The sequence below is a fragment of the Methylobacterium sp. R2-1 genome (assembly GCF_014191355.1).
Classification (GTDB): Bacteria; Pseudomonadota; Alphaproteobacteria; order Rhizobiales; family Beijerinckiaceae; genus Methylobacterium.
Window position 1 is genome coordinate 69249 of sequence record NZ_JACHWM010000016.1, and the last position, 13631, is coordinate 82879.

A 13631-nucleotide genomic window follows, 5' to 3' on the forward strand; every position below is an offset into this window, starting at 1 on the left:
ATCTGTTCTCGCAAACGTCCTTAACGGATGCGGTTTAACGGAGCGTGTAATTGGGACGGGCCCTCGCGCTGTTTTCGCGATCGGCGATCATAAGAGAAACATCAGTGGGCTGTGTGAGCCGGCGGCGCTGCCCCGGCATGGACTTTCCGCCGGGGATCGGCCACGGTGCCGCTCGTGCCGAAAGAGTAGAGATCTGAGACTTTTATCCGATGTCGGCTTGCCGAAAGATCCCGGACCTTGCCGGTCTGCGGCGCCCTCGGCGGACGGTGGCCTGATCGACCGCGAGGGCCCGTGCCAAATCCCGCCGCGACGCATTCCGTTCTGCCGCCGATGACGGCGCAACCGACGACCGATTCCAACGCTGACGAGGCTCGGGATCGGGCCGGTGGCGCGGCCGTTCCGTTCTGGGCCGGCTGGCCGACGCGTACGCGTCTGATCCTGATCGTGCTCGCCATCGATGTCGTCGCCGCCCTGGTCTCCTGCGGCGTGATCGTTCTGACCGCGCGCAGCGCCGTCCAGGTCGAGATGGCGGCCAGTCTCGCGACCGTCGAACCCTTGGTGGCCGATACCATCCGCTCCCTGCGCAGCCCGAGCCCCGAGAGCGTGCTCCACACCCTCGACCTGCGCTTTCAGGCCCTGCGCCACGTGCGCGTGACGATCCACGATGCGGAAGGGCGGCGCGTCGGCTTCGGTCCGTCCGAGCAGGGGCGCGAGCAGCGTACGGTGCCGCGCTGGTTCGTTAGGCTCATCGCTCCCGAGCCGCGTCAGCACGATCTGCCCATCGTCGTGAGAGGCGAGCGGATCGGCACCGCCGCGATCACGACTCAGCCCCTCGACGAGATCGAGGAGGTCTGGGGCTATGCGCGCTCGCTGGCTTTGGCCAGCCTGATCCTGAACCTCGCGGTGCTTGCCGCCCTCACCCTGGCGCTCGGGCGCATCCTGCGGCCGCTTGGGCGTCTCGCCGACGGGCTGACCCGACTGGAGCGGCACGACTACACCGCCCATCTCGACCCGCCCGCCTCCCGCGAGCTGGCGGTGATCGCCGAGCGCTTCAACCGCGTGGCCGGGGCGCTCTCCGAGGCGCGGGCCGCCAATGGCCGCCTCAACCGTCAACTCCTGACGGCTCAGGACGACGAGCGTGCCCGCATCGCCCTCGAACTCCACGACGAGTTCGGCCCGTGCCTGTTCGCGCTGGAGGCGAACGCGGCCTCCGTGGCGCGGCTCGCTGCCAGCCCTGGCGAGATCGACCGCGGCCGGCTCGCGGCGCGGGCCGGCGACATCGGCAGCATCGTCGGCCAGGTTCAGGTCCTCAACCGCGACCTCCTCAACCGTCTGCGCCCGCACGGGCTCGGCGAGGTGCCGCTCGCCGATTGCCTCAGCCTCCTCTTGCGCGACTTCCAGCGGCGCCACCCCGACACAAGCTTCGAAGGTGCGTTCGAGGGACTGGCGCGGGGCTACGGCGACATCGTCGATCTCACCGTGTTCCGTTGCATCCAAGAGAGCAGCACCAACGCCGTGCGCCACGGCGGCGCCCGCCACGTCCGAGCCCGGGTGGCGCAGGAGACCGACGCGGCCGGCCTGACGCTCCTGCGGCTGAGCGTCGAGGATGACGGCACCGGCATCGCGCCCGACCACCGCGTCGGCCTCGGCCTGTCCGGTATGCGCGAGCGGGTCGAGGCGCTGGGCGGCCATTTCGGCCTCGACACGGCTTCTCTTGACAACGGCGCTTCCGGAACCGTTGTCCGGATCACCCTCCCGATCGATCCCGAGCGTGACGGCAGCGAGGTTCCGCCTCCGCCCGCGCCGCAACCCAAGTGATGCGTGTAAGATGAACGCGCCGGTCAGCAGCCCCGTGATGAAAGCGGCGTCGAGTAAGGGCGGTCCTGTCCCCGTCCTGGTCATCGACGATCACCCGATCGTCCTGCAGGGCTGTCGCCGTGTGCTGGAGGATGCCGGGATCGAGACCGTGGTGGAGGCGACCGGCGTCGTCTCCGGCTACCGCGCCTTCCACCGCCTGCGCCCGCCGGTGGTGATCTGCGATCTGACCTTCCAGGGCAGCGGGCTCGCCGGCCTCGCTCTGATCCGGCGCATGCGCGCCATCGAGCCCGAGACCCGTGTTCTCGTCTTCTCGATGCACAACGATCCGGTCATCGTCTCCCGCGCACTGGAGGCCGGAGCGCTCGGCTACGTGCTCAAGGACCATGCCTCGAACGAACTGTTTCAGGCCTTCGATCGGGTGCGTGCGGGCGAGGTCTACCTCGACCGTCGTCTCGCCACCGAGGTCGCCATGCTGCGCGCCGATCCGCGCCGCACCCCGGAGACCCAGCTCACCCCGCGCGAGCAGCAGATCCTCGCCCGTCTGGCGCAGGGCAAGTCCTACGGCGCCATCGCCGCCGACCTCTCGGTCAGCTACAAGACCGTGACCAATGCCTGCTCGCAGATGCGCCAGAAGCTCAAGGTGCGCACGCTCGCCGAGTTGATCCATGTGGCGGTGACGCAGGCCCAGCGGCAGGGCTAGTTCTTTTCGAGCGACGGAGCGCTGTTCTTGGCCGACACCCCCTCTGCCCGGCGCTTCTCGGAGGAAGCCTGGGTCCGCAATCTCGCGGCCTACGAGGCCATCCGCACGATGCCGTTCAACGCTGAGCTCGCGGACGGCTCTCTGAGTTCCGAGCGCTTCCGCCGCTACATCGTGCAGGACGCACACTACCTCATCGGCTTCGGCCGGGCGCTGGCGCTCGCCGCCGCCAAGGCGCCGCACCCCGACCGGATCGTGCAGTTCGCCCGCGGCGCCGAGACTGCCATCGTGGTCGAGCGGGCGCTGCACGGCGGCTTCTTCCGGGAGTACGGCATCGATGCCGGGACCTTTGCGGCCACGCCGCTCTCGCCCGCTTGCGACCACTATGTCGCGTGGCTGACGGCCTCGGCCTTTGCTGAGCCCTACGAGGTCGTGCTCGGGGCGCTCCTACCCTGTTTCTGGATCTACGCGGAGGTCGGTCGCGACATCTTCTCCCGCGCGAGGCCGGACAATTCCTACCGTGCCTGGATCGACACCTATGCCGGCGAGGAGTTCGGCGAGGCGGTGGCCGCGATGATCGCCGCGACCGACGAGGCCGCGGCGGATGCCTCGCCTTCCTTACGCGCCCGCATGCACGCGGCCTACGCCCACGCCACCCGCCTCGAATACGGGTTCTGGGATGGGGCCTACCGCGACGTTTCCTGGCCGCTGTGACCTGAATCCGACAGCGAGCCGATACATCTTGGCCGCTTCCTTGCACGGTATTGTCACAGCCGGCCGTTGCGCGCGCGCCGGTTTCGCGGTTGATCTATCAGATGTGACATCGTGCAGGCCCTCTTACGAGGGACGGGGTCATCGAACGGGGGTGGGACGGATATGGCGTCAGGCTTGGCGAGTGATCTCTTTCGGATCAAGACGCTGGAACGGCTCAATGCCGACGCCGAATCCGGTGAGAACAAGCTGGAACGCCATCTCGGCCCCTGGAGCCTGATCGGCCTCGGCATCGGCGCGGTGATCGGCGCCGGCCTGTTCTCGCTCACCGGCATCGCCGCGGCCGAGCATGCGGGCCCGGCGGTGACGCTCTCCTTCGCCATCGCGGCGATCGGCTGCGCGCTCGCCGGTATGTGCTACAGCGAGCTCGCTGGCATGATCCCGGTGGCGGGCTCCGCCTACACCTACACCTACGCCACGATGGGCGAGTTCCTCGCCTGGATCATCGGCTGGGATCTCGTGCTCGAATACGCGGTCGGCGCGGCCACCGTCTCGGTGAGCTGGTCGCGTTACGTCACGCGCTTCCTGCGCGACACGCTCGGCATCAATCTGCCGGGCTCCCTGGTGCACTCGCCCTTCGAGACCTACCAGCTCGCCGACGGCACGGCAGCGCATGGCCTCGTCAACCTGCCGGCGATCCTGATCGTGATCGCGGCCTCGGCCCTGCTCATCGTCGGCATCCGGTCGTCGGCCCGGGTCAACGGCGTGGTGGTGCTGATCAAGCTCGCCGTGGTGATCACCGTGATCGGGGTCGGCCTGTTCTATATCAAGGCCCAGAACTACGACCCCTTCCTGCCGGCCAACACCGGCACCTTCGGCGAGTACGGCTGGAGCGGCGTGATGCGCGCGGCCGGCGTAGTGTTCTTCGCCTATGTCGGTTTCGACGCGGTCTCGACCGCGGCGCAGGAGGCGAAGAACCCCCAGCGCAACATGATGATCGGCATCCTGGGTTCGCTCGCGATCTGCACGGCCCTCTACATCGCCTTCGCGGGCGTACTGACCGGTCTCGTCCACTACGACGCCATGCGGGGCGACGCCGCGCCGGTGAACACGGCGATCGCCGCGACGCCCTATCCGTGGCTGAAGAGCCTCGTCACCTTCGGCGTGATCTGCGGCTTCTCGACCGTGATCCTCGTGCTGCTGCTCGGCCAGAGCCGGGTGTTCTACTCCATGTCCAAGGACCGCCTGCTGCCGGGCTTCTTCTCGGCGATCCATCCGAAGTGGAAGACGCCCTACCGCTCGAACCTGTTCTTCATGGTGTTCACCAGCGCGCTCGGCGGCTTCCTGCCGATCTCGCAGCTCGGCCACATGACGAGCATCGGCACCCTGCTCGCCTTCATCCTCGTCTGCGCCGGTGTCGTCATCCTGCGCCGCACCCAGCCCGATGCACCGCGTGCCTACCGCACGCCGCTGGTGCCGTTCGTGCCGATCCTCGGCGCGCTGTTCTGCCTGGGCATGATGCTCTCGCTCGACGGCGACACGTGGCTGCGCCTGATCATCTGGCTCGCGATCGGCCTCGTGATCTACTTCGCCTGGAGCCGCAAGCACAGCCGCATCGGCCGCGAGGAGGGCGCGAGCGTGACGACGGCGATCTGAACCCTGCCCGAGACCGGCCACTCGCATCGCTGCGAGGGGCCGCCTCTCTCAATCAGGTCAGCCATCTCGGAGTAAGCGTCGCCGTGCAACGCGTGGCGCTGAGCCGCGGTGACTTCCCGGCCATCAGGCCCGGCGAGCCAGCGCCAGCATCGGCGGTTCGGCAAGGCCGATGAGGGGACGGCCCACCTCGATCGACTGGCGCTCGCGGGCGATGAAGGCCGTCGGCATCTCGGCCTGCATCTCGGCCTCGACCTTGCGCAGTTGCACGTCCGAATGGGCGGGGTGCAGGTGGATGATGGCGAGTGCCTTGGCACCCGCCCCCTTGGCCAGCTCGACGCCCTTCTGCCAGGTCGAGTGGCCCCAGCCTTTGCAGCAGGGATACTCGCCCTCGGTGAACATGCCGTCGTAGACGAGGAGGTCGGCACCCTCGACGAAGCGGCACAGTTCCGGGTCGGGCCAGTTCGCGCCGTGCTCGATGTCGCTGATCACGCAGAGGCGCTTGCCGCCGTAATCGAAGCGGTAGCCGGTCGAGCCCTGCGGGTGGTCGAGCAGGATCGTGTCGACGCGGATGCCGTCGGCGAAGGTCAGCGGCTCGCCCGCTTTGAAACCGTGATGCCGGAACGTGCAGGGCAGCACGTCGAGGGTCACCGGAAAGAGCGGCGGCGAGAACAGCCGGTCGAGCGCGTCCTGCGCGCTGGCGCCGTCGAGATTCCCGCAATAGGTGTGGATCGTGTGGTCGCAGTTCATCACCGCCGGCTTGAAGAAGGGCAGGCCGGCCGTGTGGTCGAGATGGAGGTGGCTGAACAGCAGGTCGATGTCCTGCGGCAGCGCCTCGCGGCAGCTGCGCCCGAAGGCGCCGAGCCCCGAGCCGGCATCGATGACGAACAGGCGATCCCCGCAGCGGATCTCCAGGCACGGCGTATTGCCGCCGAACTCGGCGGTCTCAGGGCCACTGACCGGCGTGGAGCCGCGTACGCCCCAGAAACGCAGGACGAGGGCGTCGTCCTTGGCTGGATATGGCAGGGTCATGGATCGGCACCAATGCCCGGCTTCATGCCGGGCCTTCTCGGGTAGCAGCGGCGCCGCCGTGCGCATCCGCGCACGTCTTCGCGGCTGTCCTTCGGCCCCTCTTCGGGCACGGAGTGTACAGCGCTGAGATGGGGACCCGCCATTCGGGTCCGTGTGCGTGCTCGCACACGCCGTTTTGAGGAGGTCCAAGTCAGCGCTGCGCCACCTTCTCAATCGAGGGTTGTGAAAGCGTGAATTCAGGCGGGGGCATCTCCGCCTCGATGGCAGCGCGGGTCAGGCTCGTCCAAGTCTGTGCGTAGCGCGCGACGCGTGCCGCGAAGCGGTCCGTCCCAACCTCGTAGGGCGGCACGAAATCCGCGGTCCGCACCGCGAGGGATGGACTGTCGCGGCCGATCCAGGCGGCCCAAACCGCTTCCGGCACGGAAGGCGGAGGGGGCGGCCTGCGGCGGCCGGGGATCAGCACGACCTCCTGGCCGGCATAGGCCAAAGCCTCCGGACGGCTGATGTCGCCGACCGGAAAACCCTGGCGGATCCGCGCGGCCCAGAAGGCGTGCTGCCCGCCGTCGGAATAGGTCGTGCGCACGGCCGCGGCGCCCTCCTCGACCAGGGTGGCGATGCGGTCGGTCTCGTCCTTGTGCAGGGCGACGAAGGCCGCCTCCTTGGCCGGATCTGGCGAGGGGGCGAAGACGTAGCGTCCGCCCGACACACTCACGACCGGCTCCTCGCCGGTCGCCTCGAAGCGGTCGGAGCCCTCCTTCAGTTGGCGCCAGAAGGCGATGTTCGGGTCGGTGCGGTGCCGGGCCATGTTCGCGGCGGTCATGCGGAACGGGAAAGACTGGAACTGAAACGCGCGCTGCCCCCCGGAGAATGCCTCACGGGCAATGGAAAACAGTTCTCCCGCCACCGCATCTGTCATGGCGAAGCAGCCCATGGAGGAACATACGCCGTGGACCATCACCGCCGAGCCCGTGGAGCCGTGCGCCCGGTCGTAGGCATTGGGGTAGCCGACATCGAAGGAGAGATAGTAGCGCGAGTTCGGGTTCATCTGGCTCTTGGCCACGGTGTAGAACCCTTCCGGCGTCTGCCGGTCGCCTGTCTTGGTCTTCGGCCCGAGTTGCCCCGACCAACGGCAGATCGGATAGGTCTTGATCGGCACGTAGCGGCCGGCTGCGTTGCGCTTCCAGACCTCGATCTCGGATTCCTTCTTGTAGGCCCGCACCACGATCGGCGCGGCGGCATCGGTGCCGCGGGCGGCCATCAGTGCCAGAGTGGATGCCGGAATTGGTGCGTTGGCCTTATCGGCCCGCGCGGTCGCGTCCGAGAGGGCGACGATCAGCAGCCCGATCATCGCCGGCACGAAGGTGCGGAGGAGAGACCTCAACAAGCGTCCAGGGCCGTTCGGGGAAAGCATGCACCGTCTCGATCGAGGCCGGGTTTGACCGGCGGCGCCCGCGGGCGACGGAACCGGATTGTGCCCAAGCTTTGGGGCGGTTTTGCGGGAAACGGAAGCCGTCAGGCGGGGATCGCGGCCGTTTCCAGCGGATCACCCGCCACCACGGTGTTCCGCTCCACCCGCAGCACGGCGTCGAACGGCGCCTGCCGCTTCAGGGTGTCCTCGTCGGGCAGGCAGACGATGAGGGCCGCACCCGCGCGCAGTGCCCGCAGGCGCTCGATTCGGGCGGTGATCTCGTCGGGCTTGCGGTCGTCGAGCGAGAGGCCGACCACGAGGATGTCTGGGCGCCGCACGAGGCAGCGCACGAACTCGATCGCCACCCGCTCGCGCGGGCCGAGGGCGCCCTCCCCCAGAACCGCGCGCTGGCCCTGGCCGGCCACGGCGACGCCGGCCTCGATCCGGGCCGCGAGGCCGAGCCGGTAGACGGTGGGTTCGAGCCCCTGCTCGGCGAGCACCCGGCGCACCAGGGCGCGCACCCGTCCCTCGGCGCCCGCCTCGCCTTGGGTGATACGCCCGAACAGCAGATTCTCCTCCAAGCTCGCGGCGGCCGTGAGCCGAGAGGGATCGTAGAACTCGACCTTCTCGCGATAGCGCGGCGGCAGCATCGCCGCGAAGGAGTGGCGGGCGGCGACCAGACGCTCCTCGAGCGCCGCATCGATCAGGCCGAAGCGGTGACGCGTCTCGCTGTAGCGCAGCGCCAGCCCGATCAGCCGCTCGCGGTCGCGGTGGCCGGCGGGACCGCGCCGGAAACCGCGGGCCTCGGGCTGGCGCGCGACCAGATCCTCGAAATAGCCCCGCTCCGCCGCTGGAAACAGCGAGAAGGTCTCGAACAGCGGATGATCGTCGGGCAAATCCGAAAAGATCTCGACGGTGGAGCGGGCGACCTGAAGCCCGACATCGACCAGCGTCCGGGTCAGATCCTCCGCTTCCAGCACGGCGCGGAGATAGGGATGCGCCGCGAGCCGCGCTTGCGAGAAGGCCGGGCTCACCGCCTCGCCGAACAGGATGTTCTCGCCGATATCCGCCTGATGGTTGTAGCGGGCCGGGTCGAACGGCTCGACGAGGCGGGCCATGCCCTCGCTGGCCAGCGCGTCGCGGACGGCCCAGCGGGCAGCGACCACCGCCTGTGCCGTGGCGGGATCGTCCTCGGGATCGACGGACGCCTCCAGGCCCCGCTCGTAGACGAAGGCGTCGAGCCCGGTCAGCTTGAGGATGGCGATGCGCTCGGCGAGGCCCGACGCTTCCCGGTCGCCGCTGCGGGCGCCGTAGAGCAGGTTCTGGCGCAGCGTCCCCTCGATCAGGATCGCCTCGGAGCCGGCGAGCGCGATCCGCCGGGCGCGCTCGGCGGAGTCGAAGGCGCGCAGGTCGATGCCGCCATAGGTGACGGCCCCGGCTGTGGGCTCGATCTGCCCGGCGAGCAGGGCGGCGAGCGCCCGCGATCCGCTGCCGCGATGACCCACGATCGCCACATGCGCCGGCATCGGCAGGGCGAGGTCGACCCCGGTCAGTCGCTCGCCGCTGCCGGGATCGTAGGCGCCGACGCCGCGGGCGACGAGGGCGCCCGTCTCCGGGAACGGAGCTGCGCTGCGGGAGCGATCGCCCGGCAGGCGCGGATTGAGGGCATCCAAAGTCTCGGCGATGGTGCGGAACAGCGGGGAGACGACACGGTACTGGTTCCACAGGCGCAGGCTGATCGCGACCAGGGCAGCGGCCAGCGCGAAGGCGCCGGCGGCGGCGACCAGCGCTCCGGGCAGGACGTTGTCGGCCTCGGTGGCGGACTCGCCCTGCCACAGGGCGGTCGCGATGAGGAGGGCGGGCAGGATCACGACGAGGGCGAGCGCCGGGGCCCGGGCGTAGGCGAGCCGGGCCTCGGCCCGCACCAGCGCCGTGCGCGCCGCCCGCGCTCGCAGGCCGAGGCGCCGCCGCTCGAACGCTGCCGCCCCGTGGGCGCGCACGGCCGGCATCCGCCGGATCAGATCGCGCAGGCCCGCCTCCGTTGCGGCGGTGTCGGCCCGGCGCAGGCCGCGGCGGGCGGCGGTGCGGCTGGCGAGCAGGGCCCGGGCCAGCCCCACGGCGGCGAGCAGCAGGGCGATCACCGGGACGAGGCGCGGGGCGGCGAGTTCCGCCATGACGAGGGCGAGCAAGACCGCGGCCAGCGTCAGGCCGGGCACCACGATGCCGACCGCCGCGAGCGATCCCATCCGTGTCAGGGCTTGGCCGACGAGTCCGGGCAGTGCCCGCAGGTCCTCGCGGGCGCCGGGAGGCGAGGCCAGAATCGCCTCGGTGGCCCGCGTCCGCAGCCGCGCCGTGGCCCGGGCCTGGACGGAGAAGCACAGATAGGCGACCACCGCGCCGAGGGCGGCCAGAAGCAGGGCGGCGGCGGCGAGGAAACTCAGCGCGATCAGCGGCAGCTCGGTCGGCGAGAGGCTCCAGCCCTGGAACAGGATCGGCGCCTCGTTGCCGTGATGGCCCGGCAGCGGCAGGGCGATCCGTAGAAAGGGCAGGACGTCCGGGCTGCTGCGGGTGAGGACCGCGATGAGGTCGCGCAGGCACAGCAGCACGAACAGCGCCAGCGGTCCGCCCAGACCCACCGCCAGCCCGAGCGCCGCCGCGTGCCGGCGCGGCGACGAGGCCCAGGCGAACCGGACGGGATTACGCTCCATCGGCATTCCGAGCACCGGGCCGAGGCCTGCCAGGCGGGTTCGCTGCAGTGGGAAGCGGCATCGGAAGGACGTTACCGGTGAACTTGGGCTTCGGCGTTGTAAGGGGCGAGTCCGGCGGGCAGGCGCGTGAGGAAGCCGTGACGGACCGTCCTCTTCGCACGGAAACGTCGCGGCGCAAGCCCGCCCTGCCCGCGTGTCGCATTGCATTCCCGCGTGCGCGTTGCTCTTTGGTGCGGGAGAGCACATGGCGGGCGGGGCGTGCCTGCATCTTCCGCGCAGAGGGCCTGCCATTCGCGTGGTTCCCAGCCATTCCGTTCGGTGGGCCCATATTCTCCCCTCTCGACGGACGATGCCGGATGGTCGTGCGAGACATCCAAGCGCCTGCCCTATCCCTCCGGCTCCCTGGACGCCGGCGCTCTATGGCCGCCCGTTGAGCCGATGACCGAACCCGCGCTTCCGCCCGCCCCCACACCCGCTTTCCTCTACGGAATGCCGGTACTCGGCACCGGTGAGACGGTCTCCTCGATCGGTGCCGCGCTCACCGGTGCCGTGCTCGCACCTGCGGGTCGCCGCTGGCGGTTTGCTGTCGCCGGCACACTCGTCCTGATCCTCCTTTGGGCCGGCCTGCGCTCGGCCGTTCCCGCCGCCCTCGCCGCGGCCGGAGCCGGATGGTGGATCGGGCTCGCCTCGGGATGCCTGCTGATCTCGGGGCTGCTGCTGCTCGCGGGCGTCGCGTGGCGCTGCGGGATCGGCCGGCTGGCGCAGACCGCCGCCCTGCTCTGTGCTGGTCTCGCCGCCCTCCACCCGGTGCCGCTCCATTCAGTGAGCCTTGCGGCGTTGCTCGCGGCGGCCGGCGGATTCTGGGCGGCGGCGCTCCTGCCGGATCTGGCGGTTCTGCGCGACCGCCTCGCCGCGGAGCCGGATCGGCGATGGTCTCGCGTCTACCGCGTTCTGTCGGCCGGCTGGTCCGGCTCGGCGCTGCAATGGCTCGCCTGGGAGCGAGCGTCCCGAGGGTTCGCGTTGCTCGGCATCCTCGCGGCGGTGGCGGTGCTGATCGACCTCGCCCTGGCCGCGGCTTTTCGCACCGACCGGCACGACACCCTGCTCCCGGTCGCCCTGCTGGTCGAGGCGGTGCTCTCGGCTGCGGGGTTGATCGCGGCGCTCACCGTGACCCTGCGCCGGAGCCTCGGGCTTTACGGCCTCATCACCGGCCGGCATCTCGATATCCTGGGGAGGCTGATCCTCGCCTTCGGCCTCGCGGCCCTCTATTGCCACGTCACCGAGAACGTCACTGCGCTCCTCTACGGCGATTCGGTCGAGCGGGCACGCCTGACCCGCAGGCTCCTCGGCGACGAGGCACCCGCCTTCTGGACGCTCATGCTCGCCGGCCTTCTTCCCACGCAGTTGTTCTGGATCGCCCCCGTCCGCCGCAGCGCCATCGTCCTCGGCCTGATCGGCGCTCTCGTCGCCGCCGGCCTCGGCGCCGATCACGTGCTCGCCGCGCGGACCGGAACAACGGAAACGGATCTCGCCGACCTCGGGACCGCCGCAGCCGCCGCGATCGGGTCCGCCGGGCTGTTCGTCCTCGGCCTGCTCCTGCTCTTCCGTCTTGTGCCGCCGGTCTCGATCGCCGAGACGCGGCAACTCGCTCTCGCCCACAACCCGCATGCGGCGCTTGGGGCGCCGGAGGCAGAGCTCGAATTCAGTCGCGACCGATCGTCGGATCAGGGGCCGCGGCCGGGTCTTCTCGCAGTCTTCGCTTCGGAGGCCGAACTCGTCGAGGCCGTGCGAGGGCTTTCCGGGCCCGACGCACCGTCGCGGCTCGACGCTTACGGCCCCGTGCCGATGCCGGAGGCCGCGGCCGCCCTGCACGTGGGTGGCCAGCGCCTGAACCGCTTCGCGCTGTCCGGCGCCTTCCTCGGTGCCGCGGCCTTCCTCGCGGCCCGCGTCATCGGTCTTGCAGATGCGATGCCGGAGGGGCTCGCGGACGTGGCGGCGCTCGCCTCACCCGCCACTTGGCCGGTCTTCTGGCCGGTCTCTTGGCCGCTCTCATGGGCCATGGCGGCGGTGCCGGCCCTCTCCGCCGGAGCGTTGGGCGGGGTCCTCGGTCTTGGAGCCGCGCTCGTCGTGGCGCTCAGGGCCACGCGACGCGATCACCGGCCGCCTTCCGCCCTCGCCGGACGTTTCGTCCTGACGATCGATCCCTCGCGCGAGCCCGACGCCGCCCGGTTCAACCCGGCCGCCCTCGTGCGGCGCCTCAACGCGCTGCCGGAAGCGGCCGGACGCCCCCTCGCCCTGTATGGTCCCTCTGCTCCGGTGCGGCTGCGGTGAGTGCCGAGGAAAAGGGCGGCGCCGCTCGCAGGGCGGCAGGGGCGAAATCCGCAAGCGGCTACTTCCTCGATCCCGCCCGCCGCCCGGCGGCGGCGTTCGCCGTGGGGGTGGGATGCTTGCTGCTCGCGCTCCACCATGCCGGTCTGCCGCGTCTCGTGCCCTCCTATCTCGCCGCTTGGACCTGCCTCCTGGCCCTGCCTGCGGGGGCGCTCCCTGTCGTCATCATGATCGAGCGAGCGGACGCGTGGCGCCCGCAGCCCGAAACCGCCCTGTTGGAGACCCTGCGCGGCCTGCTGGTGCTGATGCCAGTGGCCGCCATCCTCGCTCTTCCGATCCCCCTCGCTGCCGGCCTGCTCTACCCAGGCCCGGACAGCGCCGGGCCGGACGGACCGCTCATCCTGTTCGGAAATGCGCCGCTGTTCCTCGCGGCCCGCCTCGGCCTCTACTTCGCCCTCTGGACCGGACTCGCCTTGCTCTTTGCCCGCCGCGGCGGCGAGCCCTGGGCCAAGGCCGGACGGATCGACGACGGGCGCGCGGTGCTCGGCCTCGGCCTCCACACGGTGGTCGGCACGCTGGCCGCCGACGATCTCGTCATGGCGGTCGGCACCGATCCCGGTCTGCGCTTCCACGCCAGCGCCTTCGGCCTGCTGGTGCTGGCGGCGTGGTCGAGCCTCGCGCTCGCTGCAGCGATCCTCGTCGCGCCGCCGGATGTCGGGCCGGCACGGCGCCGGCACGACCGCCTGACGCCGCTCGCCGTGCTGCTCCTCGTCTGGGCCGGCCTGCACGCGGTCCAATTCCTGATGCTCGGCGCCGCGGCCGATCCGGAGGCTGCCGCGTGGTACCGGTTGCGCTCGAGTTTCTACGGCCGCGTCTTGGCGCTGTCCGCGGCCGCCGTCGTGGCGCTCGCCGCCGCCCTGACCCTGCGCCCCGGCGAGAACCGCACACGGCTCGTGGCGGCGCTCGCTGTCGGAATCCACGGTGCCGAGCTGTTCTGGTTCGTCACGCCGGCCTTCCGTGGCGGCTTCCGCCTCGGTCTCACGGACCTTCTGGCGCTTGCCGGCCTTGCCGGTCTGGCCATGGGGCTGGCGCCCGCCGTCCGACGCCTGATCCCGGGGCTTGCCGTCACCCCCGCCTGGCCGGGCCGGCAGCGCGGGAGGGGGCATACGGGACCGGCGGCGGGGGACACACGCCGCAAATCGGTTGTTCGCCCTCCCGAAGCTTCCTAGTTTCCTCTCCCCACCCTCGACCTTGCGCGACGCAGAAGACCCCGGCG

General features: G+C 70.6%; 9 protein-coding genes. 6 read left to right on the plus strand and 3 right to left on the minus strand.

What is annotated here, in order from left to right; genetic code table 11:
* Positions 1-291 precede the first annotated feature (291 nt).
* From FHU13_RS21380 to FHU13_RS21395, 4 genes are all read left to right on the plus strand, one after another.
* Positions 292-1818, plus strand: a complete 1527-nt coding sequence (locus tag FHU13_RS21380) for an ATP-binding protein (RefSeq protein WP_183437863.1) — start codon at positions 292-294, stop codon at positions 1816-1818.
* 10 nt (positions 1819-1828) lie between these two features.
* Positions 1829-2518, plus strand: coding sequence for a response regulator transcription factor (locus tag FHU13_RS21385; RefSeq protein ID WP_183437864.1), 690 nt, complete (start codon positions 1829-1831; stop codon positions 2516-2518).
* A 27-nt stretch (positions 2519-2545) separates the two neighbouring features.
* A complete protein-coding gene (locus FHU13_RS21390) occupies positions 2546-3229 on the plus strand; it encodes a TenA family protein (RefSeq protein WP_183437865.1) in 684 nt (227 codons plus the stop codon).
* Positions 3230-3391: 162 nt separating this feature from the next.
* Positions 3392-4882 carry an amino acid permease gene (locus FHU13_RS21395; RefSeq protein ID WP_183437866.1) on the plus strand — a complete coding sequence of 497 codons (1491 nt, stop codon included), beginning with the start codon at positions 3392-3394 and terminating at the stop codon, positions 4880-4882.
* A gap of 123 nt (positions 4883-5005) precedes the next feature.
* Here the strand turns inward: FHU13_RS21395 and FHU13_RS21400 are convergent, their stop codons facing one another.
* The 3 genes from FHU13_RS21400 to FHU13_RS21410 form a co-directional block, all read right to left on the minus strand.
* A complete protein-coding gene (locus FHU13_RS21400; RefSeq protein WP_183437867.1) occupies positions 5006-5911 on the minus strand; it encodes an MBL fold metallo-hydrolase in 906 nt (301 codons plus the stop codon).
* Positions 5912-6101: 190 nt separating this feature from the next.
* Positions 6102-7259, minus strand: a complete 1158-nt coding sequence (locus FHU13_RS21405; RefSeq protein ID WP_246714787.1) for a murein L,D-transpeptidase family protein — start codon at positions 7257-7259, stop codon at positions 6102-6104.
* A gap of 164 nt (positions 7260-7423) precedes the next feature.
* On the minus strand, positions 7424-10027 hold the full coding sequence (locus tag FHU13_RS21410) for an ABC transporter ATP-binding protein/permease (RefSeq protein WP_183437869.1): 2604 nt from the start codon (positions 10025-10027) through the stop codon (positions 7424-7426).
* A gap of 438 nt (positions 10028-10465) precedes the next feature.
* Here FHU13_RS21410 and FHU13_RS21415 point away from each other — a divergent pair, with 438 nt between their 5' ends.
* Both FHU13_RS21415 and FHU13_RS21420 read left to right on the plus strand, forming a co-directional pair.
* Positions 10466-12358 carry a quinol:electron acceptor oxidoreductase subunit ActD gene (locus FHU13_RS21415; RefSeq protein ID WP_183437870.1) on the plus strand — a complete coding sequence of 631 codons (1893 nt, stop codon included), beginning with the start codon at positions 10466-10468 and terminating at the stop codon, positions 12356-12358.
* Positions 12355-13584, plus strand: a complete 1230-nt coding sequence (locus FHU13_RS21420) for a hypothetical protein (RefSeq protein WP_183437871.1) — start codon at positions 12355-12357, stop codon at positions 13582-13584. Before FHU13_RS21415 ends, FHU13_RS21420 begins: the two co-directional genes overlap by 4 nt.
* Positions 13585-13631: the final 47 nt, after the last annotated feature.